Source organism: Paraflavitalea speifideaquila, from assembly GCF_032395985.1.
GTDB lineage: Bacteria > Bacteroidota > Bacteroidia > Chitinophagales > Chitinophagaceae > Paraflavitalea > Paraflavitalea speifideaquila.
In genome coordinates this window covers 372,832-397,564 of the sequence record NZ_CP135920.1, presented here as the reverse complement: position 1 = coordinate 397,564, position 24,733 = coordinate 372,832, and the positions used below count along the sequence as shown (strand labels likewise).

The window sequence follows — 24,733 nt, the reverse complement described above, 5'->3', positions numbered from 1 at the left end:
CTGGCTGCACTATTCAGGATACTTGCTTACCAGTTCGGGATATGAAGTAATTGTAACGTCAAAAGGTGTAGAAAAATAATCGTAAATTTGGACCTATGTCTATTGCTGACAAATACAGGCCTCAATATACCTACGCTGACTATGTGCAGTGGGAAGGCAAATGGGAATTGATTGATGGCATGCCCTATGCCATGAGTCCATCGCCGGTCAGGGTACACCAGGAAACTAATTTCAATTTTGGAAAAGCTTTTGATAAAGCTATACTTCCTCAATGTCAGGCTTGTAAAGTTTTTATGTCGCCATTTGATTGGAAGGTGAATGATAATACTGTTGTTCAACCTGACCTGATGGTTGTTTGCGGAGAGTTCGATACAGATTTCCTGGAATTTGCCCCTTCATTGGTAGTTGAAGTTTTATCGCCCTCTACAGCTTTAAAAGACCGTCACGAGAAGTTTGAATTATACGAACAGGAGGGTGTACACTATTATTTGATTGTGGACCCCAAGTTTAAGAAAGTTGAGATCTACCAGCTAATTGAGGGGAAGTACCAGCCTGTTTCCATCAGCCCCAGGAGTTCACTTTCAACCTTGAAAAAGGCTGTGAGATCAATGTGTCCTTTCTTGATATTTGGAGCTAAAGCCACTATCCAGGTGGTACCTGCCACTCCCCCAAATTATTCCCGTATTTTCGCTGCCAAATAAGGAGACTGAAGATTGCCAGACATCATTCAATTATTACCCGATAATATTGCCAACCAGATCGCTGCCGGCGAGGTGATCCAACGGCCCGCCAGTGCGGTGAAGGAACTACTGGAAAATGCGGTAGATGCCGGCGCCACGGAGATCAGGCTATTGTTCCAGGATGCCGGTAAAGCGCTGATCCAGGTCATAGACAATGGCAAGGGCATGAGTGAAACAGATGCCCGTATGTGCTTTGAACGGCATGCCACGTCCAAAATACACCAGATTGACGACCTGTTCCGCATCCGTACCATGGGCTTCCGGGGCGAAGCACTGGCTTCCATAGCAGCGGTAGCACAGGTAGAGCTCAAAACCAAGCGTACGGAAGACACTACAGGCACTTTCCTGGAGGTAGAAAACAGCCTCGTCACCAAGCAGGAACCCATTGCCGCCATTACAGGCACCAGCATTGCCATGAAGAACCTGTTCTTCAATATCCCCGCCCGGCGCAATTTCCTTAAAAGCAATGCGGCCGAAACCCGGCATATTGTGGATGAGTTTATCCGGGTTGCTCTTTCTTTTCCCGACATTTTCTTCTCCCTGTCTTCCAATGGCACCGAAATGTTCCACCTGGAAAAAGGAACGCTTAAACAACGTATCGTACAAGTATTGGGCAGTCAATACAATGCCAGGCTGGTAACAGTACAAGAGCAAACAGACTATCTTAATATATATGGTTTTGTAGGTAAACCCGAAACGGCCAAGAAAACACGGGGCGACCAATATTTCTTTGTCAACAACCGTTTCATCCGCAGTCCTTACCTCAACCATGCGGTGATGAGTGCCTACCAGGGAATGATTGCAGCAGATAGCTTCCCCTTGTATGTATTGTTTATTGACCTGGACCCTTCGCAGGTAGATATCAATGTGCATCCTACCAAGCAGGAGATCAAGTTTGAAGATGAGAAAATAGTGTATGCCTTTGTACAGGCTGCAGTAAAACATGCGCTGGCGCAGTTCAGCGTTACGCCCACGCTGGAGTTTGACCTGGACCCGCAAATCCAGCAGCTGGACGCCATCAATAAACCTTTTACAGACGATAAGCAGGAAGCAGCTACCGCTTCGCCCCTGTTTAAAAACTTCAGCCAAAAACACCAGGCGCATTTTATTCAGCCTACCAACAAAAGTGAACTGAAGCATTGGAAGGATTTTTATGAGGGGGAGAACAAGAATGCAGAAGACAGAACACAGCATACAGAAGGTGATGACCGGCAATCGGTCCCGCCAACGGGCGGGAACAATCGGCAATCGGAAGACATGGGCTCTGGGGGAGAAAGGAAGTTTACTTCCTTATTGGATCAGTTGAGAAAGGATGATGCACCGACTGGTGTTGGTACAATTGGCGACATCGGCGGTCTACCGGCATTCGGTGGCTACTCGCAACTTACCACACCCCACGCACAGCCGCAAGCGCGCCTGGACCTGGTGATCAGTGAACACGCGCCGCTTACGCAGTTGCATCACCTATACATCATTGTACCTACCAACCGGGGTTTATGCTGGTACACCAGCAATTGGCGCATGAACGTATCCTCTACGAGCGTTTTGTATTGGCCGCTACGGATAAGGCCATGGCTACCCAGCGCAGCTTATTCCCGGTTACCTTACAACTGGCTGTTCAAGATGCGGTATTGATGAATGAATTGATGGGCGATCTTAATCTACTGGGGTATCTTATTGAACCCTTTGGCAATAATGCCTTTGTGATACAGGGTACACCGGCCGACCTGGAGCAGGGAAATGAAAAATGATCATTGAAAACCTGCTGGAGCAGTTCAAGCATTTTAGTAGTGAGCTCAAATTTTCAAAAAGGGAAAAGCTAATCCGTTCACTGGCCTGGCAACAAGCTATCAAGCCGGGTACAGCACTCTCGGAAAGGGAAATGCGTATGCTGATCGATGATCTCTTCAAATGTAAACAGCCCAATATTACAGCCGGCGGCAATCCCACTTATATTGAGTTTAAGCGGGATTACCTGGAACAGCTATTTAAGCGTTAACATGGTTTTATTGGTACCTGGCTTTTTCTTTTCTTCCCATAGGTTATAGCGAAGGTAAAACTGGAGTGCCCTGTTCTTATCAAACGAATATGGGGTACCGGGCGATAGGCGGAAACTGATGTAGTTGCTCAGTGCCTGGTTATACCTTAACCCCACAGTAAAGGAATTGAAATAATAATTGGCATCCAGCATCACCCTGAATTCGCTATTGTTCATCTTCTGGGATAAGCTGTCGTTTTTAAAACGGCTAAAGGTTTCACTCACCAACATATTACCACCACCAGGGCTCCATTTTCTTTGCTCGGTCATGGCTACGCCACTGATCATAGAAGAGAACTGGATACCCGTACCCATATAAAAGCCGGGGAAAGGGCTGTGGTGTATGCTTACCGGTACATTGAAATAATACAACTTTTGAGCATACACGGCATTGGACATATAGTAACCGGGACTTGGCCCTAACTGTGTGGTATTGTACGCCAGCAAGGTGGGCCTTATAAACTGGGGCGACATTAATTGGGCCTCTGTTTGTATAAAGGTTTTACTGCTGAAATGGTACTGTAAATGGGGTGATGGCAGGTAGTCAGATACCGTATTATGGCCAGCCCATGCGTTGTACCCCATGGCCCGTTGGTCGCCCAGGGAAATGCCAGGGGCAAGGTAAACCCCAGGGCAAAAGTACCAGCCTGGTGGCTTCGCAGGAGATTCTTCCGCGCAGCTTTTTTATCAGCCGGCGGATCGGGTAGCTTGGCGCTTTTACGGGCATAGTCTTTCTCAATGGTGGCTCCAGGGGTAAGCACAGGCCCTGGTTGATCGGCATAAGGAAACGGAGCTTGTACCAAACTTGCTTGTACCTGTTTAGTATAAGCAGCAGGTGCGGCAGGTGAACTACCTACTGTCAACAGTTGGGAAGCATCCCGGGGTAGCTGTTTATCCTGTTGCCGGTATTGACTGCTGTTTGGAGGCCCGGTTCATTGTTGGCCTTACTGCCAGTTTTGTTTTCATTGGTAATTCCTTTGTTATTCCGGAAACTACTGGCAGCTTGATCACCCTTGTTCTTATTCTTTATTGCGGTCTTAAACTTTACTGTACGATTGTCTTTATGTGTAATTATTGCTTCATCGGCCTTGGGTTCGTTATTACTAATACTATTTTTATGGTTGCTCTTGTTATCAGCAGGTACTGCGGCAACAGGCGCGTCTTTATTATCGGGCGGTAATGTCGTCGGCTGGCTACTGGATGCACTGTTGGCTGCAGTGGCAGGTTTGTCGTTACTGTTGCTGCCCGTGCCAGTGGCGGCACTACCATCCACCGCTGCCATTGGAGATGGGGTGGAAGATGAAGGCAGTTTAGCAGCTGGTATTGTAGGCTTGTCATTAAATGACCCTGTCCCATTGGTTGTTTGTGCAACGGAATCAGCTTTCTCTTTGTCAAGGAAAGATCGTCCGGATAACCAGGTGGCCATGAATAGTACACCGATAGCAATGCCCAATAACCACCATTGTCGGCGGCCGGGCATACCTCCTCCACGAGGCATTTCCTTATCCAGCAATGTTCTCATCTGTTCCCAGGATTGATCTACCTCTCCCGGTGGTGGCAGGTTCTGCAGTTTGTCTGCCAAGTGTTTTTCGTATGGTTGACGTTCATTCATTACGGTTACACTTGCATGGTTTGTAATAATTGTTGCAATTGTTTTCGGGCTTCACTCAGGTGCCATTTGCTGGTTCCTTCACTAATACCCAGCAGGGTGGCAATTTCCCGGTGATTGTATCCTTCTACTACGTATAAGTTAAACACCCCCTGTGTGGCAGGTGATAATTTTCTAACGAGTTGTAAAAGCTCCTGCGCGCTCATGCGCTGTACAGCATCTGCTTCAATAGCAGGCTCTTCCACTTTTTCAAGTTCGACCTTGGTATAGAATTTTTCCCGTGCGCGGATGAAGTCAATAGCAGTATTCACAATGATCTTCCGTATCCAGGTATACAGGGAGGCTCTTGCAGCATCGTACGTATGAATGTTTTTATACACTTTCAAAAAGCCATTGTGTAATACTTCAATTGCATCTTCCTGGTTACGGGTATAGCGCAGGCATATGGATGCCATCGGCCCGTAGAACTGCTTATATAGCTGTTCCTGTGCCCGACGGCTATTGTTAATACAACCGTTAATCAGCTCCGTATCGGCAATACTATTTGCCAAATAAGCTATTGTTTATGATTTTGCAAGCCCTATCCACCAATAGTAATTTAGTGTATTTATCCCGAACGGGATTATCACCGCAAATATTGCAGATATGGCTATGCACCTGCGTTTTAAGCCTGCCTTTAACTGTTAATTATTACGTAAAGTTGTAACAGAAGCGTTGGGTAAACTCCCAAATTAATCAATCCTTCCTGGTAATTGGGAGACAAAGAGGGCGCTTTCATGGGGAAAATCGAGTCATTGGAGGGCACAAATAGCGATCAGGAAACGGGTTTTGTTTGGAGGGCCTTGGTGAGCTCGGCTTCATTGGTAAGGTCGAGTCGCAATGGCGTAATGGATACATAACCATTGTCTACCGCATAGCGGTCGGTACCTTCTTCGGCAGGTTCGAGGGGGATTACGGTAAACCAATAATGTTTACGGCCCATGGGATCAATGCCGGGTACTATTTTACCATCATACAGGCGCACAGACTGCCGGGTCCATTGCAACCCTACAGGATCGGGCGGCAGGTTGATATTGATGAGGTTGAGGTGTGGATTGTCGATCACCGCTGCTAAGGCTTTCTCCACATAGGGATCGAGTTTTTCAAAATCGGGTTCTGTTTTACCGGCGGGTGTACTGATCGCAATACCTTTCATACCCAGCAATACTGCCTGTTTGGCCGCAGCCAGGGTACCAGAATGCCACATGGAATTTCCCAGGTTGAGACCCATATTGATGCCCGACAATACCACGTCCGTTTTGGCCCATAGGTGGGTACCCAGGGCTACGCAATCGGCTGGGGTACCATTGACCCGGTAAGCGTCCAACCCCTCAAAAGTAATGGGTGATTTTTATAGTACAGCGGCCGGGAGGCAGTAATAGCATGGCCCATAGAAGATTGCTCCACATCAGGAGCTACGATCTGTACTTCGCCAAATCGTAATGCCACTTTGGCCAGGGTAGCAATACCTGGACTATAGATCCCATCATCATTGGTCACTAATATTCTCATAGTGATTGTAATCAATATAATTGTGCCAAGCCAGGGTGGTATGCATTTATTAAGGAATTGGTTAAAACCAACAACAAACACGATGAAATACATTAAGCTGCTGCACAATCCAACGGCTGGTGAAGAAGATCATACAAAGCAGGAACTGATTCCGCTGATTGAAGCAGCAGGCTGGGAATGTAGATATTCATCTACAAAAGAGAAGGGATGGGATAAGATAGAACCAGATACGGAATTCGTGGTGGTGGCAGGCGGAGATGGCACCATCCGGAAAGCAGCGCTGACCTTACTGGAACACAAATTCTCGGATAAGAAACTACCTATTGCCGTACTACCATTGGGCACTGCCAATAATATTTCCAAATCATTGGGTATTACGGGTACGGTTGCTGAAACAATTGCAGGATGGGAAAAAGGTGTTGTAAAAAAGTATGATATCGGACGGATAGAAGGATTGGAAGAAACGCATTTCCTGGTAGAAGGTTTTGGATATGGTATTTTTCCACGGCTGATGAAGGTGATGAAAAAGGTAGACAAAGAAAAAAAGGATACGCCTGAAAAGGCCTTGCAAACAGCATTGGAAGAACTCCATCATATTGTTCTTTCAGCCGAAGCACGACATTATCATATACAGGTAGATGGCGCAGATCATTCGGGCCGGTTTCTATTGGTTGAAGTCATGAACAGCCGTTCAATTGGCCCCAACCTGGAGTTATCGCCGCAGGCCGATCCCGGCGATGGGCAGTTTGAAATTGTACTGGTACGGGAGGAAGCACGGGAGGAGCTGGCCAACTGGATCAAACACAAAATAGATGATGAAACAAGTGCGTATACATTCAACATTATTCCAGCCAGCAAAGTAGCCATACATACAGAAGATACTTTATTGCATGCAGATGATGAGTTGATTAGCCTGGAAGAACCAGCGCGGGTAACGGTGGAGTTACAAATGGGGGTACTGGAGTTTTGGTGTGAGCGAAGAGGTGACACCTTTCCTATACTACGAAAACGAAAGGTGTCACCTCTTCCCTGCAGTGGCTTATGCTTCACTGATCTTATACCGCATGCTGCGTTGGCCAATGAATAAAATAGATAAGGATAGCAGTCCGCAAGCACTCATCACAATCATCATGGGCAGGGTGGTACCATTTTGCAACAGGCTCAATACAATACTAACACCGGCGCCAATGCCCATTTGCAAGGCACCCATCAACGCCGAAGCACTACCCGCACCTTTGGTGAAGGGCGACATAGCCATGGCCGAAGCATTGGGTAAAATATAACCAAGACAACTCAGGTAAATAAACTGTAGCGCCAGCATTAATGCCAGGCTTTCCCAGCCATTAAGCGCTGTAAGGATCAACATCAAGCCCGTAATACTCATACCAATCAAGGCCGAAGTAATAATTTGCTCGGTCTTGTAACGTTTCAACAAAAGCCGGTTGACCTGGCTGGCCAATATCAGGCCGCCGGCCAGTAATGCAAATACCAACCCATAGGCCCGATCGGATAGTTTAAACAGTTCCATATAGAGGTAAGGCGATCCCGACAAGAAGGCAAATAAACCGGCAAAAGCAATGGCACCGGTAAACGTGTAGGTATAGAATGCCGGTTCTCTGAATACCGCCAGGTAGCTGCGTACAATAGCAGCGGGTTTCAGGGAATAAGAAGTATCGGGCTTGCTGCTTTCGGGCAATCCAAAATAGATGGTAATTAAAATGATGGTAGTAATTACGGCCAGGATGATGAATACAGCCTGCCAGCCCAGGAAAGAGGTAATATAACTACCTACTGTGGGAGCAATGATGGGCGATACACCCAGTATCAGCATCAGCATGGAAAACACTTTGGCATTTTCTTCCACCGGAAAAAATCGCGCACCATGGCATTGGCGGCTACGGTAGCTGCACAGGCGCCCATGGCTTGTATAAACCTGACGGCAATCAGCATATCGAGTGAAGTAGCAAAAGCACAAGCCAATGATGCAATGATGTATAGAATGAGGGCCATATACAGAGGACGTTTACGGCCAAAACGATCCATCAGCGGGCCATACAGCAACTGACCCAGGGATATACCCACAAAAAAAACTGGATAAGGTAAGGGCCACTTCGGCTACGGTAGCGTCGAGGTCTTTACCAATGGCTGTAAAGCCGGGCAGGTACATATCAATAGAAAAAGGGGCAATGGTGGTAAGCGCTCCCAGTAATCCTACCAGGAAGTAATATTTTTTTGGTCATGACTTTACTACTTAATACAGGTTTTCAATCCACAGAAAATTGCTGTAGGCTATTTTAAGGTGCAAGCAATAGTAGAATTGTAAAACGGGTTGAAGGAAATGCGGGGCAAGTTACAGATTTAGTCCTGTACAGCCCTTCACTAAAACCGGAAACTGGGAGTAACAACGGAATGATAAAAAGGTTTACATTAGTAAGACATCGGTAAAACCTTTTTATGGAAAGCCCTATTTCGTCCGCACTGCATACATGGATACCTTTTAGATTAACAATGGTTGGCGATGAGCCGCATAGTTATTGGTTATACACGGGCAACCAACCTTTTACAGCCCCTTTTTTGATGAAACGATCTCCATTTGCCGCAGCCTGCCGCAAAATTCACAGCCCTACAGAAGTATGAGTTCATTGGACATATTGCCTGTTTGGGCCGATGCAGTGGATGCAGCACCGCCTGCAGCTTTCATCTTTCATGTTTCACGCTGTGGTTCCACATTGCTGGCGCAATTGCTCGGCCTCAATGAAGCGCATATTGTATTGGCCGAAACACCGTTCCTGGATGAGTTGCTTCGTTTGCCCTTTCAAAACAAGAACGTGGATGGGGCCTTGTTATCGCGTGTTTTTCCTGCCGCCCTACAGTTATATGGGCAAAAAAGAAAGGGCATCGAAAAGCATTTATTTATAAAAGCCGATAGCTGGCACCTTTGCTTTTACCAGCAATTGCGGGCATTGTATCCTACTGTTCCTTTCATATTACTATACCGGAAACCCGGCGAGGTGATCCATTCACAACGCAGGCAGCGGGGCATGCAGTCGGTACAGCATGTAGTAGAGCCTGAAATCTTTGGTTTCGACAGACAAGTAATCGATCAGTATTCGTTGGATGAATACATGGCCCTGGTGCTGGAACGTTATTTTACCATTATGCTTGCAATAAGCAGTGTGGACGCGCATTCACTGCTGGTCAATTATAATGAACCGATCCTGGACACCATGCAAAAGATAGCGGGAATGACAGGCATTATTCTCGGAGAAAAGGAATTGCAGCAAATGGAGGAGCGTAGCCGGTTTCATGCCAAATACCCCAATCAGGTTTTTCAGGAGCCCCTTGACCAGGAACCCATGCCCGATAACCTCTTGCCGGTTATGGACCTCTATGACCAGGTAGAGGCCAGGCGGAAGAGCTCACGACTCGTGTTCCAGTAAATGATCCAGTATAAATGCAAAGAGTCTTACCGAGGATGTTTCCAGTGGTTCAGAATGGGTATGAATAACCAGGTCGGCATGGATGGGAATTTCATATATATCATTTACGCCGGTGAGGTTGGTGATCTTCTCAGGATGGTCGCCCGGCAATAAGGCTTTCCGGTAAAGCCCCTTGGTATCCCTTTCTACCAGCACATCCAGGGCACAGTGTATCCAAACCGTATGGGCCTGGTATTTGGTTTTTAATTCCTTTCTTACATTATCATACGGATTGATGGCAGCAATAATAGCAATGGTATTTTGGCGTACCAGGTCATGGGCAATGGCGCCCAGCCGGCGTATATTCTCGCGCCTGTCGGCAGGTGAAAAACCCAGGTCTTTGCAAACCGTTTTGCGGTAGGCATCGCCGTCAACGATCTCGGCTGCAATATCTCTTTGCAAGAGCATCTGCTGCACGCGAAATGCAATGGATGTTTTGCCCGCGCCGGAAAGTCCTGTCAATTGAATCAGTAGCATGAAGGTAATTACGCCTGTTCGAGCAAGCTTTGTTCCAGCTCATCGGCCAGTCGGTTGGTTATAGCGGTATTTTGTAAACGAAGCTCAAATATCATTTTCAACAATTCGCCCGTTTTACGTTCTTCGGCCACCTGGGTTTTCTGTGCACGCTCAAATATTTCCCGTAACCAGTCATTTACGGTGCAATCTATAACGAGGTGAATGCGATCGGTGGGACCATAATTGGCCACCCGATGGGGCAGGTTGGCATTGATGTACCAGCACTCGCCCACTTCCATACGGATACGTTCCTGCTGTACCCAGAATTCCACCTGCTCATTGGTATAAATGGGAATATGCAAGCGGGCCTCTCCATGTTCAAAAGCCAGGTCAAGGTCGCGATGCTCCTTAATGATGGCCCCACTTTTCAGGTTCAACAGGCGCACAGCCCCTATAGGGCATTGAAAACCAGCCAGTAATTGTTCCACCGCCGGGCAAACTTCCATCAAGGGGGTGTTTTCATACAGGTCTTCCTTCATCAGATCGGGAATAATGGTATCCTTATGCCCGCCGGGCGATCGAAGGGGCAGCACAGTCCATTCACCTTCATAATGATAGGTATTAAAATGGGGCGACCATGTATTGGGTAATAGGAGAATTTCCTGGCGGAGCGCCAGAATATTGATTGACAAGTCAATTTTAGCCGAGCGGATCATAAGCGTGGCTTGGTTTAACGGTGTAACGAATATAATGTTTTTCGGCTATGAATGGAGGGTTGTTCTTTTCGGACAATTTGTCATTATTTTATCGTATATTTAAGGAATGAATCTGGTCCATTTATCTTCTTTCTTCCGCCTGGTGTCGCCGGCTTTTTAGTCAAAGCGCGGGTGGCGGCTGTGAGGGGCAGAAGGGACACCTTTTGCCTGAAATGCTCTTAAAACCAGAAAAAGCACCTTTTCACTTTACTTCAAGTTTACTTTAAGTTTACGTTTGGTTTATGTTCAGTTTACTTCAAAGTAAGCTGAACTACGGCTGATCTATGGTTCATCTGCGGCTGATCCATGGCCGTGCCCGCCCGCCTCCGCTCCTTCTTTTTCCTGAAGACCTGGTAATAGACGGTTTCTTCAATTTGGGTATTTTACCGCCATTTTGTCACCAAACCCTCCGATTGTAACCGATTTTACCGGGAAGGGCCTGTGCTTTGGGGGCTGAGCAATACTGTAGGCCTGGATAGTGGTGAGGATCGGCCAGGGTGTTGTTAATGTGGATTGGGTTTGTCCAAAAGGCCAGAAATCCACAAAAACACGGGGTTTATACACTATTTTTGCAGTCTGAAATGGCCGTTTTGGGCTTCCTGGTTGCAGGTTTTTAAAATTTTGTCCAAAGACCATTGTTATTTGCTGTAAATCAATGCTGTTAGGATTTATAGCTATAACTTGCGCAGGCAACTAAAGGGCTTGTGCATTGTTATATTGGTTATTATCACCAATAAAGCACTAAAAATGATTACAATTTCCAATAGCGCTCAGGAATATATCCATCAAATGATGGAAAAGGAAGGGTATGCCACCGGCAGCTTTGTGCGTGTAGGGGTAAAGGGGGCGGTTGCTCAGGCCTTTCGTACGAAATGAAATTTGACACGGAGATGAAGGAAAGCGACCAGGTATTTGAAGACAAGGGTGTGAAACTGGTAGTGGAAATGAAAAGCCTGTTGTACCTGTACGGAACCGAATTGGATTATTCGAGCGGATTGAACGGTAAAGGATTGTTTTTCAATAATCCCAATGCTTCCCGGACCTGCGCCTGCGGTGAGAGTTTTGCGCTGTAGGGAATACAGCTGCGAGCTTTGAGTTGTGAGCTACGAGGGAATACAATTTTGTAGGGTAAGTGGGAGTGGACGTTTGCCTCGATAGTGATTGGGAAATTGGGACTTGATAGGTAATCGAGCATTGGAAATCAATAAGATCATCAACGGTTATTTTTTGACTTAACCAAGCGAAGAAGAACATGAGCACTGATTTAGATATTTTAAAAGACGTCTCAACGGAAGAGTATAAGTATGGCTTTACTACGAATATTGAGATGGAAATTGCCCCCAAAGGGTTGAATGAAGAAACGATCCGGTTTATTTCGGCCAAGAAAAATGAGCCGGAATGGTTACTGGAATGGCGCCTGAAGGCTTACCGTCAATTTGAGAAAATGGAATGGCCCTCCTGGCAGAATTTTGAGATGCCCGAAATGGATCTACAAGGAATCTCTTACTATGCGGCTCCCCGCAAAAAAGCCAAGTACAATAGCCTGGATGAAGTAGACCCTGAGCTGCTGGCCACTTTTGAAAAGTTGGGCATTCCGTTGACGGAACAACAAATGCTGGCGGGTGTAGCGGTAGATGCTGTATTTGACAGTGTATCGGTAGCCACCACCTTCAAAGGCAAGTTGAAAGAAATGGGCGTTATTTTCTGCTCCTTTGGTGAAGCAGTACAGGAATACCCCGACCTGGTGAAGAAATACCTCGGTACAGTAGTACCTCATACGGATAATATTTTTGCAGCGCTCAATGCAGCTGTTTTCTCCGATGGATCCTTTGTATACATCCCCAAAGGGGTACGTTGCCCGATGGAGCTCTCTACTTACTTCCGTATCAATGCCCAAAATACAGGACAGTTTGAACGTACGCTGATCGTAGCAGACGACGAAAGTTATGTAAGCTACCTGGAAGGATGTACAGCACCCATGCGTGATGAAAATCAATTGCACGCAGCGGTGGTAGAGTTGATCGCCCTGGAAAATGCAGAGATCAAATACTCTACGGTACAGAACTGGTATCCCGGCGATAAAGATGGCAAAGGCGGCATCTACAATTTCGTTACGAAACGTGGCATCTGCAGAGGAGTGAATTCAAGATCTCCTGGACACAGGTAGAAACAGGTTCGGCCATTACGTGGAAATATCCCAGTGTGATATTGCGGGGTGATCATTCAACCGGTGAATTTTACTCTGTTGCCCTTACCAAGAACAAGCAAATAGCCGATACTGGTACGAAGATGTACCATATTGGTAAAAATACCCGCAGCCGTATCATTTCAAAGGTATCTCTGCCGGTCATGGGCAGAACAGTTACCGTGGACTGGTACAGATAGGCAGCGGGGCAGATCAGGCCCGCAATTTTACGCAGTGCGACTCATTGCTGATAGGCGATGAGTGCGGTGCGCATACTTTCCCTTATATCGAGTCGAAGAACAACTCGGCCATGGTAGAGCATGAAGCCACCACCTCCAAGATCGGGGAAGACCAGATCTTCTACCTCAACCAACGGGGTATTGATACGGAGAAAGCGGTAGCACTGATTGTGAACGGGTATGCGAAGGAAGTATTGAACCAGCTGCCCATGGAATTTGCAGTGGAAGCTCAGAAATTACTGGCCATTTCACTGGAAGGATCGGTAGGATAATAGGTTTTTCAACAAGTAAATTTATCAAAGCATCAATAATGTTAAGTATTCAGAATCTGAAAGCATCTGTTGAAGGTAAGGAGATACTGAAAGGGTTGAACCTGGAAGTGAAGGCTGGCGAAGTACATGCCATCATGGGGCCCAACGGCGCCGGTAAAAGCACCCTGGCTTCTGTACTCACCGGTAAGGATAACTATGAGGTTACCGACGGACAGGCTATATTTGAAGGCAAAGACCTTCTTGACCTCTCACCCGAAGACCGTGCACGGGAAGGCGTATTCCTGGCATTTCAATACCCCGTTGAAATTCCTGGCGTTTCCAACATCAACTTTTTAAAGACTGCGCTCAACGAGATCAGGGCTTATAAAGGGCAACCCAATATGGAAGCCAAAGAATTCCTGAAGCTGCTGAAAGAAAAGCAGAAGCTGCTGGAGTTTGATGCTGCACTGGCCAACCGCTCTCTGAATGAAGGATTTTCCGGTGGTGAAAAGAAAAGGAACGAGATCTTCCAACTGGCTATGCTGGATCCCAAACTGGCCATCCTGGATGAAACAGACTCTGGTCTGGACATCGACGCTCTGCGCGTTGTATCCAGGGGGTAAATAAGCTACGTTCGGGCAAAAATGCTTTCATCATCATTACGCACTACCAGCGACTGCTGGAGTACATTGTACCCGATTATGTGCACGTACTGTATAAAGGTCAGATCGTAAAATCGGGCACCAAAGAGCTGGCACTGGAACTGGAAGAGAAGGGTTATGACTGGCTGAAAGAAGATTCCAAAGAAACAGCAGCAGCAGATATTTTACTGCCGCGCTAAGGAAGCCCGGCCACTTACGATTTATTGAACCAGCAGAAAAAGAACGGGAATGGAAAACAGGATTACACAAATAAGCAGCTCTTTATACGATCAGTGCATTGCTGATTACGCAGTGCGGGCATCGGTCTCCTCCACAGAAGGAGCCGAACTCAGTGCATTGCGTGAACAGGCCTTCCAACAATTTAAGAAACTGGGCTTCCCTCTACGAAAGTGGAAGACTGGAAATATACCAACCTGGCTCCTACCTTTAAAGAAGGTTATGAACTGGAGCAGGATGAAGAGGTACTTTCTGTAAAAGAAGCGGTCATAGCCAAAGCAGCCATCCAATTACTGGATTGTTATCATATTGTATTGGTAAATGGTAAATACCGGGCCGACCTGTCGGACGCAGTTCCAGTAGAAGGTCTTCATCTTTCTTCACTGGCTGATGCTACGGGCAAACCGGCCTTCAAACAGCATTTTGGCAAATACATTGACCTGGAGAAATTCCACTTTGCTGCCGCCAATACGGCGCTTTTCCGCAATGGCCTGTTCATTGAAGTGAAGCGTAATACGGTGGTGGAAAAGCCCTTGCACCTGATCCATATTACCACCACGAGTGAACCTACTTATTTTCAACCCAGGCAGTTATTTGTAGTAGGCACCAGCGCTTCGATCAAGATCATTGAAAGTTATGCTACTGACACTGATGGAGCACAGGTGTTCATTAACAATGTAGCAGAAATTGTACTGCAGGAAAACTCGCAGGTACAACATTATTATATACAAGCCGGCGATGGTAATGCGCGTTATGTGCACCATACAGAAGTGTACCAACTGGCAAATAGCACCTACAATAATTACAAAGCCTCTTTTCCCGGTACCAGCCTTTGGCGCAACAATTTGAATGTAGCGCTGGATGGCGAGAACGTGGAAAGTCATTTGTACGGATTGTACCTGGCAGGCGGTCACCAACTGGTAGACAACCATACGATCGTAGATCACCGCAAACCACATTGCAACAGCAATGAGTTGTATAAAGGGGTGATGAAAGATGAAGCGGCCGGTGTATTCAATGGAAAGATATTTGTTCGTAAGGATGCGCAAAAAACAAATGCCTTCCAGCAGAACAACAATATGTTACTGGGCAAAAAAGCGGTGATAGATTCTAAACCGCAGCTGGAGATCTTTGCCGACGATGTAAAATGCAGCCACGGTTCTACCATGGGGCAATTTAATCCGGAGGCATTGTTCTATCTAAAATCAAGGGGAATCGGAGAAGAGAAAGCGCGTGCACTGCTGATCCATGCCTTTGCTTTTGACGTAACGGAGAAAATTCCTATTCCAGAAGTACAGTCGCATATCAATGGGTTGATTGAGCAGGGCTTGAAGTAGCATACAGAAGACAGAAACGTTGGCTTCGATAGCATTTGTGAATAGAGAGTAGTGAGTGAGCAATACGAACACGGATAAAGAAATATTCAATATACAGACTACCCTGTCCCCATTAGGGTGGCAGGGTAGTTTGTTTAACCAACATAGCTCCGTAAAGGTCCCTTAGAACACTCATTGTTCATCATTAATTTAAAAAGACCATGAGTACAGACATTATGGTAGCTCCTTCTACATTGGACATCCAGCAAATCAGAAAAGATTTTCCGATACTGCAAACCACGGTATATGGTAAACCGTTGGTCTATTTCGACAATGGGGCCACCGCACAAAAGCCCTGGGCAGTGATCAAAGGAATAGAAGATTATTATACGCAGCTCAACAGCAATGTACACCGGGGTGTACACCACCTGAGCCAAAAGGCAACGGATGCCTATGAAGCCTCCCGCCGAAAAATTACCGCCTTTCTCAATGCCCGGCATGAACATGAAGTGATCTTTACCAAGGGGACTACCGATGCCATCAACCTGGTAGCGTATAGCTATGGCAAGCAATTCATAAAAGAAGGTGATGAAGTGCTTGTATCGGCCATGGAACACCATTCCAATATTGTACCCTGGCAGATCATGTGTGAAGACCGCAAGGCTCACCTGAAAGTGATCCCCATCAATGAGCAAGGAGAATTGCTGATGGACGAATTCAGGAAGCTCCTGAACGACAAAGTAAAACTGATCTCTGTAGCCTACATCTCCAATACGCTGGGCACCATTAACCCGGTGCGGGAAATCATTGAAGCGGCACACCAACATAATATCCCGGTATTACTGGATGCCGCACAGGCAGTACAGCATATACCTGTGGATGTACAGGAACTGGATGTAGACTTCCTGGTATTTTCTGGCCATAAAATTTACGGACCTACAGGCATTGGCATCCTATATGGCAAGGAAGAGTGGCTGAACCAAATGCCTCCTTATCAGGGTGGTGGCAGCATGATCAAACAGGTAACTTTTGCAAAGACGACGTATCATGATCTTCCCTTCCGCTTTGAAGCGGGCACACCCAATATTGAAGCCTGCATTTGCCTGGGCACAGCTATTGACTATCTTACGCATATTGGATTAACAGCCATAGGGCAATACGAACATGAATTGCTGGAATACGCTACTGAAAAATTGAGCGCCATTGATAAATTGAGGATCATAGGAACTGCGGCTAAGAAATCGGGTGTATTGTCGTTCATTATTGAGGGAGTACATCCTTATGACGTAGGGGTCATTCTCGACAACCTGGGTATTGCGGTACGCACAGGGCATCATTGCACCCAACCTTTGATGGAGTTTTTCGGCATTCCAGGTACGGTGCGTGTTTCCTTTGCTTTTTATAATACGAAAGAAGAAGTTGATCAACTGGTAGCAGGCGTAAAGCGTGCGGTGACGATGCTGACGTAAAACAAGCTGTGAGCTGCGAGCGAAAAGGCAGGGAGACACAGGGTGAGCCGCCCGGAAAGGGCGACCCACCCTTAAGACGGCTTCGACAAGCTCAGCCTGACAGTCGACAAGCTCAGGGTGACAGGTACATAAAGAATATTACTATGACGATTAATGAAATACAGGATGAATTGATCGATGAGTTTTCCTTTTTCGAGGATAGGAATGAGAAATATGAATACATCATTCAACTCGGCAAAGAACTGCCATTGATCAAAGCGGAATATAAGAAGGATGAAAACCTGATCCGGGGTTGCCAGGCCAGGGTATGGCTGCAAGCCGATTACCGGGATGGCTTGCTTCATTTCACCGCCGATAGTGATGCCATCATCACCAAAGGATTGGTAAGTATGGTAGTAAGGGTATTGACAGGCCATACGCCTACTGAAATAGCCCAGGCTGAATTGTATTTTGTAGACAAGATCGGCTTGCAAGGCATTCTTTCTATAACCCGCTCAAATGGACTTCTATCCATGATCAAACAAATGAAATTGTATGCCGTGGCCTTGCAAACCAAGGCTACTTAATAGTAATAGTGAAGGTATGATAGACAAACAGCAACTGGAACAGGACATCATTGAAGCACTGAAAACAGTGCATGATCCGGAAATACCGGTGAACATCTATGAGCTGGGCCTGGTATATACCATCGACATTAAAGACGATGGCTATGTACAGATCACGATGACGCTTACTGCACCGGGCTGTCCGGTAGCAGGGGATATCATCCGGGAGGTAGATGAAAAGGTACGCGCAGTACCGCATGTAACAGACGTAAACGTAATGCTCACATTTGAACCGGCCTGGAACCGCGATATGATGAGTGAAGAAGCGAAGCTGGAGTTAGGCTTTCTCTAACACAGCTATTAGCTTTTAGGTGTTAGGAACAAAGCCCGAGGCTTTGAAATAGGCGTCATCCCGACATTCGTCGGGAAGGCTGGCGACTGAAGAGAATAACGTAAAAGAGGTGACTCCTTTTGGAAAGGGCTCACCTCTTTTGCATTAAACAAGAGAGGTGACACCTTTACGCTTGCGTGGTTAAGGAAAAGTGTCACCTCTTAATAACGAAAAGGCCCGCCGGAAATATCCCTGGCAGGCCTTTTTCTTAACCCTACTTGTAAACAACCATCTTTCTGCTTAATTCCTTCCCCGGGTTCTATCCAATTCTATCCTTGCTGAGAGGTATTCAAATACTGCTTCGAGGTAATTGAGTTGTGCGGTAGTCAATGCCAGTTCTGCATCTGTCAATTCCAGTCTGGAGGCCACTCCTTTTGAATACCGGTATTGAATGATATCATAGCTCAGTTTAGCGGTCTCTTTTACCTGCACTTGTGTTTTCATGCGCTCAAAGGTTTCATTCAAATTGGCTATTACCTGGGCTACTTCTGTTTTAAGTTGTTGTTGAGCATCGGTCAACCGCACGATGGTTTGCTCTTTATTGATCTTGGCCTGGCTGATCCTGGCCTGGTGCCTGTAGCCGCTGAACAGGGACAATACCACCTGGGCGCCGGCAAAGGAAGCCGAGGGCCAGTAAGCATCAAAGAAATTAACACCTTTGGCCTGGCTCTGCACCTGGTATTGACCTACCAAGCTTACCTGGGGCAACCGCTGCGCTTTGGCCTGTAATACCTGCTGATCACTGATCTGTTGGTTAATAGCCAGGAGCTGCAGGTCGGGCCTTTGTGTTTTGGCCTCATCATAAATGATCTCTGCTGTAGGTATCTGCTCATCTTTTGCCAGCGACAAGGAATCGGTTAACTGAATATCCTGCACGGAATCAATGCCTATTAGTGTTACCAATTGTTGTTTCCCCACCTGTATGGCATAATTCAGTTTAAGTATATCGGGTTGCAGGTTCTTTACAGAGGTATAGGCCCGTAAAGTATCTACCCGTAAGCCCCTGCCCTGCGCCAATAGGGAGCGGGCATCCTGCAAGGCTTTTTCATTACGTTGCAGGCTTTCATACTGCAACTGTAATCTTTCATTTAGTACCAACATACCCAGATAGATGCGCTTTACAGCTGCCGACACATCGACCTCATTGTATTTTTGGTTGGTGCGGCGTGCATGCTGGTTTAACTGTGCTTCGCGCAGGGCAGGCTTTGCCGATGGATTGTAAATGGGATAGGCTACAGAAATGGTAGCAGCCAATTGATCCCTGCCGCCGATGCGGCTATAGGGAACTTTATCTCCCCACCGCTCTCTCCCAATCCAAAGAAAGCAGGTAATACAAAATAATGAAGGTACTGGCCGCCCAAACTGGCAGTGGGCAATGACAGGCTGCGGGCTACGCGTACTTCCTCCGCCGCTTTATCAATATCCAGTGCAGACACCTTCAGCGACCGGTTGTTTTTAATGGCCAGGCTTACAGCATCTGGCAATGACAGGGATAATGATTGTGCAATACTGTGTACACCTGGCAGGAGAAAACCTGCTGACAATAAAAGGGTGTACACTATTTTTTTCTTAGTGCTCATATTGATGCATTTGTATTCAATGAAACGGGTGCAGGTGCTGGTATTGCGCCATGGGGCAAGGGACCTTCATCACCTGCTATTTTTCTTGCTGGCCGTGAGAAGTATGAATACACGGCAGGTATAACATATAGGGTAAGGATACCGGCAAAGATGAGCCCCCTACTACTACTATACCCAATGAGGTACGGCTTCCGGAAGAAGTACCCAGCGAAAGGGCAATGGGAAGGGTACCAAAGATCATGGCCAGGGTAGTCATGAGGATGGGACGGAACCTGGAGGTAGCAGCTGATACAACAGCATCTCTCACTTTCAATCCTTCATGTTTGCGCTGGTTGGCAAACTCAACAATGAGGATACCGTTTTTGGTGATCAACCCAATCAACATAATGATACCGATCTGGCTGAAGATATTGATGGATTCACCCGTTAGCCATAAGCTCAACAAGGCACCGGTAACAGCCATAGGAACGGTTAACAGGATGATGAACGGATCGATCAGGCTTTCAAATTGAGCCGCCAGCACGAGGTAAATAAGCAGGATGGCAAAGATGAAAGCGAAGATCAGGCTGGAGCTACTTTCGGCATAATCACGACTTTGTCCAGCCAGCTGCGTTCTAAATCCTTTGGGCAATACATTGGCGGTTATTTTATCCAACTCCTTGATGCCTTCACCCAGGCTCACTCCAGGTGCTGGAGTTGCGCCAATGGTAACGCTGTACGACTGGTTATAGCGGTAGATAGCAGGCGGACTGATGCCTTCCTTCAAACTCACCAGGTTATCCAGGGATACCATTTCATTGCTGGCCGACTTCAGGAATAGGGAACGCAGGTTTTCAGGAGTTGATCTTTCTACGCGTTCCAGCTGACCTATTACCTCATATTGGCGGTCGTTGTAAATAAAGTAACCATACCGGCGACCACTAAGGGCCAGCTGTAAGGTGCGCCCTATTTCCTGTGTTGAAATACCCAACTGCGCCGCCCGTTGCCTGTCGATAGAGATACTGATCTCAGGGCGGTTTACTTTAAAGTCGGGGTTCTGGAATGCCAGTTTGGGACTCTTGTATACCTCGCCCATCAGCCTGGGCATAACCGCTATCAGGCTGTCGAGTGATGGCGCTTGTACTACATATTCAATAGGCTGGGAGGTAGAGAAGCCGCCGATGGTAGGTATTTGTATGGGGATGAGGATCACATTACGGAAACGTTGTGACGCCACTACCAGCTTATCATAGATCTGCTGTTGGCTCATTTTGCTTTTCCGCTTTTGGGGATCTTCGAGGAATATCCATTGGAACCCACCATTCACAGGCTGAACCAGGGTACCCACCGTAGCCGCAATCCCAGCATAGGTAGTATTGTTGTTGAGGTCGGGAATAGAATCAGATACATAGGCATTGATCTCCTTCATGGTTTCTTCCATACTTTCATAGGAAGTACCTTCGGGTGCAATTACTGCGAGGCCTACCATGGACCTATCTTCGAGGGGCGCCAGTTCGGATGGCAGCTTAGGGCCCAGCAGGTAAGCAAGGCCAAAGGAAGCCAGGAGTAAAAGAATACCCAACCAACGATAGCGCATGAAGGCTTTGAGTGAACGTTCATATCCATTATTGAGGCTCACGAAGAAAGGTTCCGTTTTACGATATAACCAACCATGTGAAGCACCCGGCTTGAGGAGGTAGGCGCTCATCATGGGAGAAAGTGTCAGGGCCACAAAAGCCGAGATCAATACAGAACCTGCTACCACAATGGCAAACTCTTTAAACAGGCGGCCGGTAATACCCCTAAAAACAGGATGGGCAGGAACACAGCAGCAAGGGTAACGGTGGTGGAGATTACGGCAAAGTAAATCTCATTGGCCCCTTTGCGGGCTGCTTCCAGGGGTTTCATCCCTTCCTCTACCTTACTATAGATATTTTCCAGTACCACAATGGCATCATCCACCACCAGCCCAATGGCCAGTACCATCCCCAGCAAGGTGAGTACGTTGATAGAGAAATCGCCCAGGTACATGATAAAGAAGGCAGATATAATAGATACAGGAATAGCCACCAACGGAATTAACGTGCTTCGCCAGTCGCGCAGGAAGATGAAGATGATCAAGGTTACCAGTCCAAATGCCAGCAACAAGGTTTCTTCCACTTCCGACAGTGAGTTACGTACAGGTACGGTAAAGTCTTTACCCAGAACGATATTAAAATCCTTGGGGGCGGTTTTTACAATATCTTCAAATCGTTTATTAAACTCTTCCACAATAGCCAGTGAGTTGGCGCCACGTTGTGGTTGCACACCGGTACCTACGCCGTATTGGGCCTGCTTGCCATGGGCCACTATCATGGCCGTGCGTTCATTCTGTGAAGACATGATGGCATTACCAATATCTCTGAATCGAACTATAGCGCCATCCTTCTGGCTAATGATCATGTTATTGAAATCCTCTTCTGTTACCAGCCTTCCCTGGGTACGGAGGGTTACTTCGGTATTCTGTCCTTCGATACGGCCACTGGGCAGATCCACATTCTCTCTTTGAAGGGCCGCCTGAATATCGTTGGGGTAAGACCATAGGCCGCCAGTTTTACAGGATCCATGCGTAAGCGCATGGCACGCTTACGTCCGGCATAGCTGTCTACCAATCGAACCCCGGGTATGGATTGAAGGCGTTCTTTGATATTGATGTTTACAAAGTCCGTAATGTCTTCCAGACTTCTGGTATCGCTTTGCACGGTGAGGAACACGAGAAAGTCGGCAGGGCCGCTTTTCTCAACGATCGTAGGTTCTATATCGGTAGGCAATTGTTGCCGCGATTTGGAAACTTTGTCGCGCACATCGTTCGCTGCAGCTTCGAGATCGGCATTGAGGTTGAATTCAACGGTTATAATACTTACCTGCTCACGGGAAACAGAAGACATAGCTCGGATACCATTGGCCTCGGCCACGGCTTCTTCAAGTGGTTTGGTAACCTGAGAGGCAATAATATCGGCACTGGCACCCGGGTATACCGTGGTAACGGTAACGATGGGCGAATCGGTAACGGGATATTCGCGGGTACCGAGGAAGGTATATCCTACGATACCAAAAAGAATTAACAAGACAGACATCACTCCGGCCAATACGGGCCTGGAGATGCTCATTTGAGAAATGGCACTCATACAAATGTTGTATTAAATAAATAAAATCGGGGCGGCTAGAGCAGCTTGGCTGCTATTTGATCTTTACCAGGTCTACATCCGCTCCCGGCACCAAGCGCAGCAGGTTGCTGGTGATGACGGTATCTCCCTGGTTCAATCCATTCAGTATCTGTACTTCCTGGGCACCGCGCTGACCAATGGTAACGGGGGCCAGTTGTACTTTTTTGTTCCGGCTATATATACGGCATACCCTTGTGAAGAAGGCATGAGGGCCTGGCTGGGCACCTTCAAGGCGTCGTTGGAACTATGCAAAGACAGACTTAACCTTGCACTTTGGCCAGGCACCAGTTTTCCATGCGGATTGGGGCCAATGCCTTGTACCAGCAGCGTACGTGTTTGCTCATTCATTTTTGATTCTTTAGCCACTATGCTGGCAAAGTAAGCTGCGGTATCGGATTGCACAGAAAAGCGCTGTGATTTACCAATGGCAACAAGGTTGGCGTATTTTTCCGGGACAGAGAATTCTACCTTCATGCGGGTATCATCTACAATATTGGTCAGTACAGTATTGGGTGATACGAGGGCTCCGGATAAACACGTACGATACCTATACGCCCGTTGAAGGGAGCGCGGATACGTGTTTTGTCGATGGTTACTGCCAATTGGCGTATCTCGGCCTTCAGCACATTCAGGTTGGTAATGGCTTGGTCATAATCCTGCTGAATAGCAGCATCATGGGCAATCAGGTCTTTCAGGCGGGCTTCGTTCAAAGCAGCCAGTTTTTCCTGCTGGTGCAGCCTTTCCAGTTGGGCCTGTAGGTCGGCATCATCCAATTGGAATAGCAGGGAGCCTTCGCTTACATAATTGCCTTCCCTAACCTGTACACGCACCACCTTGCGCAGTAGTTCGCTGGCGATGGTCACTTCCTGGTTGGCTACAAGGGTACCGGTGATCTCTATTTCTTCGCTGAAAGAAGTAGGTTGAACAATATAGCCATCTGCAGGAACGGCAGGATTGGGTGCCGCTGCGGCTATCGCAGGCTTTGGTTCATTGGCCTGTGTTTCACAAGCCTGGATGAAGATGATTACGGGCAACAATAACAGGAGGAGCCAGTAATTTTTGTTTTTCAAGTGTGGGTGATTCATATTTCAGTGTTTAAATTGATATATTCAAATGTTTCGATGTATTTAAATACAGGCTTCCCAGCCGCTATTACCTAAGGGCAATAATGGAAAACGCGGCGCTCAATTTATGTTGGATGATTACAACTGTTTGTGCCGTGGGAAGACAAGCATTTTGTAAAACCGGACTGCAAACTTATAGAAACATTGAAATCTTTCGATGTTTTTCTTCAAAAAATTTTTGTTAAGCCTTTAAGGTCTGTAAAAAACCTACATATTGATCGATCATTTTATTATTGAGTGTATATTTCATGTTACGGCCTTCCTTAGTAGGTATAATCAATTCAGCATCAGTCAATAACTTCAAATGATGCGAAATGGAAGGCTGGGTAAGATCCAGGAAATCATACACATCTGTACAGTACAAGCAATTCTTATTTTTCCGGAGTTCTTTCAGGATCATGAGCCGGCTGGGGTCGGCCAGGGCTTTGGAGATCTTTTCTACTTTTTTGCATCCATAAAATATCTTTTAATCGTATCGCCTTTATTTTTAAGCGTTCACGCAGAATAGTTTTATGGTTTTACAATAAATACATGTTGATGAAACAGGGGGTTGGCAAGTTGCCAAGCAGCAAAATTAGGTGTTTAAACAATAAGGTGCTAGTGTTTTTAAATGGGGGTATGGGGCATAAAAAAAAAGCCACCCTGGTGGGTGGCTCGCCTGTGTGAATTGATACCCTATTGAATGATGACCCTGCTTATACCAATATTTTGATCTTTATTTTACTACGATGGCAGTGTGCAAGACAAAGTAAATTCATGGCTATACGCTTTACTAGCCTGCAACAAGATGGCGTACTATTCATCACGCGTTGTTCGATCCCCACCTGATTACTTAATTCCTGAACTTCACGATGAGCTTGTTTTAGCAGTATCGCTAAAGATTATACGAATTACATGGCTGCATGGATTGCTTGTTTTTAAATAAATATTCTTTTTCTTTTA

General features: G+C 46.7%; 28 protein-coding genes and 3 pseudogenes. 15 read left to right on the top strand and 16 right to left on the bottom strand.

All coding sequences use genetic code 11. From position 1 onward, the window contains the following. The first annotated feature begins 95 nt into the window (after positions 1–95). Genes RS881_RS02790 through RS881_RS02775 form a run of 4 tightly spaced genes read left to right on the top strand, consistent with a single transcriptional unit; the run spans position 96 to position 2,739 of the window. Complete coding sequence (locus RS881_RS02790; RefSeq protein WP_315819694.1) at positions 96–701, top strand: Uma2 family endonuclease; 606 nt, start codon at positions 96–98, stop codon at positions 699–701. 12 nt (positions 702–713) lie between these two features. After that, positions 714–2,375 (top strand): DNA mismatch repair endonuclease MutL, encoded by a 1,662-nt coding sequence (gene mutL / locus RS881_RS02785; protein ID WP_315819693.1) that lies wholly within the window; start codon positions 714–716, stop codon positions 2,373–2,375. Continuing rightward, complete coding sequence (locus RS881_RS02780; protein ID WP_315825003.1) at positions 2,270–2,491, top strand: hypothetical protein; 222 nt, start codon at positions 2,270–2,272, stop codon at positions 2,489–2,491. The genes mutL and RS881_RS02780 overlap by 106 nt, the downstream gene beginning before the upstream one ends. Then, the gene (locus RS881_RS02775; RefSeq protein ID WP_315819692.1) at positions 2,488–2,739 is read left to right on the top strand and encodes a hypothetical protein; all 252 of its coding nucleotides are present in this window, start codon (positions 2,488–2,490) and stop codon (positions 2,737–2,739) included. Before RS881_RS02780 ends, RS881_RS02775 begins: the two co-directional genes overlap by 4 nt. On the opposite strand, the gene RS881_RS02770 is transcribed toward RS881_RS02775, so the two are convergent. The 6 genes from RS881_RS02770 to RS881_RS02745 all read right to left on the bottom strand — a co-directional run bounded on the left by RS881_RS02770 (position 2,725) and on the right by RS881_RS02745 (position 5,938). Continuing rightward, positions 2,725–3,252: a hypothetical protein gene (locus RS881_RS02770; RefSeq protein ID WP_315819691.1), complete on the bottom strand. Its 528-nt coding sequence runs from the start codon at positions 3,250–3,252 to the stop codon at positions 2,725–2,727. The two genes, RS881_RS02775 and RS881_RS02770, sit on opposite strands and share 15 nt — an antisense overlap. Continuing rightward, a complete protein-coding gene (locus RS881_RS02765) occupies positions 3,252–3,641 on the bottom strand; it encodes a hypothetical protein (protein WP_315819690.1) in 390 nt (129 codons plus the stop codon). Before RS881_RS02765 ends, RS881_RS02770 begins: the two co-directional genes overlap by 1 nt. Next, positions 3,638–4,360 (bottom strand): hypothetical protein, encoded by a 723-nt coding sequence (locus RS881_RS02760; protein ID WP_315819689.1) that lies wholly within the window; start codon positions 4,358–4,360, stop codon positions 3,638–3,640. The genes RS881_RS02765 and RS881_RS02760 overlap by 4 nt, the downstream gene beginning before the upstream one ends. A 35-nt stretch (positions 4,361–4,395) precedes the next feature. Further along, a complete protein-coding gene (locus RS881_RS02755; protein WP_315819688.1) occupies positions 4,396–4,938 on the bottom strand; it encodes an RNA polymerase sigma factor in 543 nt (180 codons plus the stop codon). A gap of 263 nt (positions 4,939–5,201) precedes the next feature. Further along, positions 5,202–5,753: a 5'/3'-nucleotidase SurE gene (gene surE, locus RS881_RS02750; protein WP_315819687.1), complete on the bottom strand. Its 552-nt coding sequence runs from the start codon at positions 5,751–5,753 to the stop codon at positions 5,202–5,204. Then, positions 5,711–5,938: a 5'/3'-nucleotidase SurE gene (locus RS881_RS02745; protein WP_315819686.1), complete on the bottom strand. Its 228-nt coding sequence runs from the start codon at positions 5,936–5,938 to the stop codon at positions 5,711–5,713. Before RS881_RS02745 ends, surE begins: the two co-directional genes overlap by 43 nt. An 82-nt stretch (positions 5,939–6,020) precedes the next feature. Between RS881_RS02745 and RS881_RS02740 the strand changes: the two genes are divergently transcribed. After that, a complete protein-coding gene (locus tag RS881_RS02740; RefSeq protein WP_315819685.1) occupies positions 6,021–7,025 on the top strand; it encodes a diacylglycerol/lipid kinase family protein in 1,005 nt (334 codons plus the stop codon). Here the strand turns inward: RS881_RS02740 and RS881_RS02735 are convergent. After that, positions 6,978–7,981: pseudogene (locus RS881_RS02735) on the bottom strand (multidrug effflux MFS transporter). The gene RS881_RS02740 and the pseudogene RS881_RS02735 sit on opposite strands and share 48 nt — an antisense overlap. 590 nt (positions 7,982–8,571) lie before the next feature. Between RS881_RS02735 and RS881_RS02730 the strand changes: the two are divergent. Beyond that, positions 8,572–9,378 (top strand): sulfotransferase family protein, encoded by an 807-nt coding sequence (locus RS881_RS02730; RefSeq protein ID WP_315819684.1) that lies wholly within the window; start codon positions 8,572–8,574, stop codon positions 9,376–9,378. Here the strand turns inward: RS881_RS02730 and cysC are convergent. Together cysC and RS881_RS02720 are read right to left on the bottom strand one after the other, a co-directional pair. After that, positions 9,358–9,894 (bottom strand): adenylyl-sulfate kinase, encoded by a 537-nt coding sequence (gene cysC, locus RS881_RS02725; RefSeq protein WP_315819683.1) that lies wholly within the window; start codon positions 9,892–9,894, stop codon positions 9,358–9,360. The two genes, RS881_RS02730 and cysC, sit on opposite strands and share 21 nt — an antisense overlap. Positions 9,895–9,902: 8 nt before the next feature. After that, complete coding sequence (locus tag RS881_RS02720) at positions 9,903–10,565, bottom strand: aspartyl/asparaginyl beta-hydroxylase domain-containing protein (protein ID WP_315819682.1); 663 nt, start codon at positions 10,563–10,565, stop codon at positions 9,903–9,905. Between the two features lie 810 nt (positions 10,566–11,375). Here RS881_RS02720 and RS881_RS02715 point away from each other — a divergent pair. The 9 genes and pseudogenes from RS881_RS02715 to RS881_RS02665 all read left to right on the top strand — a co-directional run bounded on the left by RS881_RS02715 (position 11,376) and on the right by RS881_RS02665 (position 17,863). Then, complete coding sequence (locus tag RS881_RS02715; protein ID WP_315819681.1) at positions 11,376–11,504, top strand: hypothetical protein; 129 nt, start codon at positions 11,376–11,378, stop codon at positions 11,502–11,504. 14 nt (positions 11,505–11,518) lie between these two features. Continuing rightward, the gene (locus RS881_RS02710) at positions 11,519–11,701 is read left to right on the top strand and encodes a HesB/IscA family protein (protein WP_315819680.1); all 183 of its coding nucleotides are present in this window, start codon (positions 11,519–11,521) and stop codon (positions 11,699–11,701) included. A gap of 179 nt (positions 11,702–11,880) precedes the next feature. Then, positions 11,881–13,324 (top strand): annotated as a pseudogene (sufB, locus tag RS881_RS58940) (Fe-S cluster assembly protein SufB). Between the two features lie 38 nt (positions 13,325–13,362). Then, positions 13,363–13,926 carry a Fe-S cluster assembly ATPase SufC gene (gene sufC / locus RS881_RS02690; RefSeq protein WP_315819678.1) on the top strand — a complete coding sequence of 188 codons (564 nt, stop codon included), beginning with the start codon at positions 13,363–13,365 and terminating at the stop codon, positions 13,924–13,926. Between the two features lie 80 nt (positions 13,927–14,006). Next, complete coding sequence (locus RS881_RS61480; RefSeq protein WP_315819677.1) at positions 14,007–14,144, top strand: hypothetical protein; 138 nt, start codon at positions 14,007–14,009, stop codon at positions 14,142–14,144. 210 nt (positions 14,145–14,354) lie between these two features. Next, positions 14,355–15,518: a Fe-S cluster assembly protein SufD gene (gene sufD, locus RS881_RS02680; RefSeq protein WP_315819676.1), complete on the top strand. Its 1,164-nt coding sequence runs from the start codon at positions 14,355–14,357 to the stop codon at positions 15,516–15,518. Positions 15,519–15,718: 200 nt separating this feature from the next. Beyond that, positions 15,719–16,966: a SufS family cysteine desulfurase gene (locus RS881_RS02675; RefSeq protein WP_315819675.1), complete on the top strand. Its 1,248-nt coding sequence runs from the start codon at positions 15,719–15,721 to the stop codon at positions 16,964–16,966. A gap of 143 nt (positions 16,967–17,109) precedes the next feature. Next, positions 17,110–17,532 (top strand): SufE family protein, encoded by a 423-nt coding sequence (locus tag RS881_RS02670; protein ID WP_315819674.1) that lies wholly within the window; start codon positions 17,110–17,112, stop codon positions 17,530–17,532. Positions 17,533–17,548: 16 nt separating this feature from the next. Further along, positions 17,549–17,863, top strand: a complete 315-nt coding sequence (locus RS881_RS02665) for a DUF59 domain-containing protein (RefSeq protein WP_315819673.1) — start codon at positions 17,549–17,551, stop codon at positions 17,861–17,863. A 279-nt stretch (positions 17,864–18,142) separates the two neighbouring features. Here RS881_RS02665 and RS881_RS02660 read toward each other — a convergent pair whose 3' ends face one another. The 7 genes and pseudogenes from RS881_RS02660 to RS881_RS02635 form a co-directional block, all read right to left on the bottom strand. Further along, positions 18,143–19,156: a TolC family protein gene (locus RS881_RS02660; RefSeq protein ID WP_315819672.1), complete on the bottom strand. Its 1,014-nt coding sequence runs from the start codon at positions 19,154–19,156 to the stop codon at positions 18,143–18,145. Next, positions 19,135–19,482 carry a TolC family protein gene (locus tag RS881_RS02655; RefSeq protein WP_315819671.1) on the bottom strand — a complete coding sequence of 116 codons (348 nt, stop codon included), beginning with the start codon at positions 19,480–19,482 and terminating at the stop codon, positions 19,135–19,137. The genes RS881_RS02660 and RS881_RS02655 overlap by 22 nt, the downstream gene beginning before the upstream one ends. Before the next feature lie 76 nt (positions 19,483–19,558). Continuing rightward, a pseudogene (locus RS881_RS02650) lies at positions 19,559–22,577 on the bottom strand (efflux RND transporter permease subunit). Positions 22,578–22,680: 103 nt separating this feature from the next. Beyond that, positions 22,681–22,806, bottom strand: a complete 126-nt coding sequence (locus RS881_RS62190) for a hypothetical protein (RefSeq protein WP_484557652.1) — start codon at positions 22,804–22,806, stop codon at positions 22,681–22,683. Further along, a complete protein-coding gene (locus RS881_RS02645; protein WP_484557614.1) occupies positions 22,770–23,141 on the bottom strand; it encodes an efflux RND transporter periplasmic adaptor subunit in 372 nt (123 codons plus the stop codon). Before RS881_RS02645 ends, RS881_RS62190 begins: the two co-directional genes overlap by 37 nt. A 23-nt stretch (positions 23,142–23,164) precedes the next feature. Next, complete coding sequence (locus tag RS881_RS02640; protein WP_315819670.1) at positions 23,165–23,752, bottom strand: efflux RND transporter periplasmic adaptor subunit; 588 nt, start codon at positions 23,750–23,752, stop codon at positions 23,165–23,167. Between the two features lie 220 nt (positions 23,753–23,972). Continuing rightward, on the bottom strand, positions 23,973–24,191 hold the full coding sequence (locus tag RS881_RS02635; protein WP_315819669.1) for an ArsR/SmtB family transcription factor: 219 nt from the start codon (positions 24,189–24,191) through the stop codon (positions 23,973–23,975). Between the last annotated feature and the right edge of the window lie 542 nt (positions 24,192–24,733).

Coding starts and splice junctions, on each gene's coding strand:
- RS881_RS02710 (WP_315819680.1), top strand. CDS start 11,519: ATGAAGGAAAGCGACCAGGTATTTGAAGACAAGGGTGTGAAACTGGTA.
- RS881_RS02640 (WP_315819670.1), bottom strand. CDS start 23,752: ATGAATCACCCACACTTGAAAAACAAAAATTACTGGCTCCTCCTGTTA.
- RS881_RS02670 (WP_315819674.1), top strand. CDS start 17,110: ATGACGATTAATGAAATACAGGATGAATTGATCGATGAGTTTTCCTTT.
- RS881_RS02770 (WP_315819691.1), bottom strand. CDS start 3,252: ATGTCGCCCCAGTTTATAAGGCCCACCTTGCTGGCGTACAATACCACA.
- sufC (WP_315819678.1), top strand. CDS start 13,363: ATGTTAAGTATTCAGAATCTGAAAGCATCTGTTGAAGGTAAGGAGATA.
- RS881_RS02715 (WP_315819681.1), top strand. CDS start 11,376: ATGATTACAATTTCCAATAGCGCTCAGGAATATATCCATCAAATGATG.
- cysC (WP_315819683.1), bottom strand. CDS start 9,894: ATGCTACTGATTCAATTGACAGGACTTTCCGGCGCGGGCAAAACATCC.
- RS881_RS02635 (WP_315819669.1), bottom strand. CDS start 24,191: ATGATCCTGAAAGAACTCCGGAAAAATAAGAATTGCTTGTACTGTACA.
- RS881_RS02645 (WP_484557614.1), bottom strand. CDS start 23,141: ATGAAGGTAGAATTCTCTGTCCCGGAAAAATACGCCAACCTTGTTGCC.
- RS881_RS02775 (WP_315819692.1), top strand. CDS start 2,488: ATGATCATTGAAAACCTGCTGGAGCAGTTCAAGCATTTTAGTAGTGAG.
- RS881_RS02730 (WP_315819684.1), top strand. CDS start 8,572: ATGAGTTCATTGGACATATTGCCTGTTTGGGCCGATGCAGTGGATGCA.
- RS881_RS02675 (WP_315819675.1), top strand. CDS start 15,719: ATGAGTACAGACATTATGGTAGCTCCTTCTACATTGGACATCCAGCAA.
- RS881_RS02790 (WP_315819694.1), top strand. CDS start 96: ATGTCTATTGCTGACAAATACAGGCCTCAATATACCTACGCTGACTAT.
- RS881_RS02745 (WP_315819686.1), bottom strand. CDS start 5,938: ATGAGAATATTAGTGACCAATGATGATGGGATCTATAGTCCAGGTATT.
- RS881_RS02665 (WP_315819673.1), top strand. CDS start 17,549: ATGATAGACAAACAGCAACTGGAACAGGACATCATTGAAGCACTGAAA.
- RS881_RS02655 (WP_315819671.1), bottom strand. CDS start 19,482: ATGAGCACTAAGAAAAAAATAGTGTACACCCTTTTATTGTCAGCAGGT.
- RS881_RS02740 (WP_315819685.1), top strand. CDS start 6,021: ATGAAATACATTAAGCTGCTGCACAATCCAACGGCTGGTGAAGAAGAT.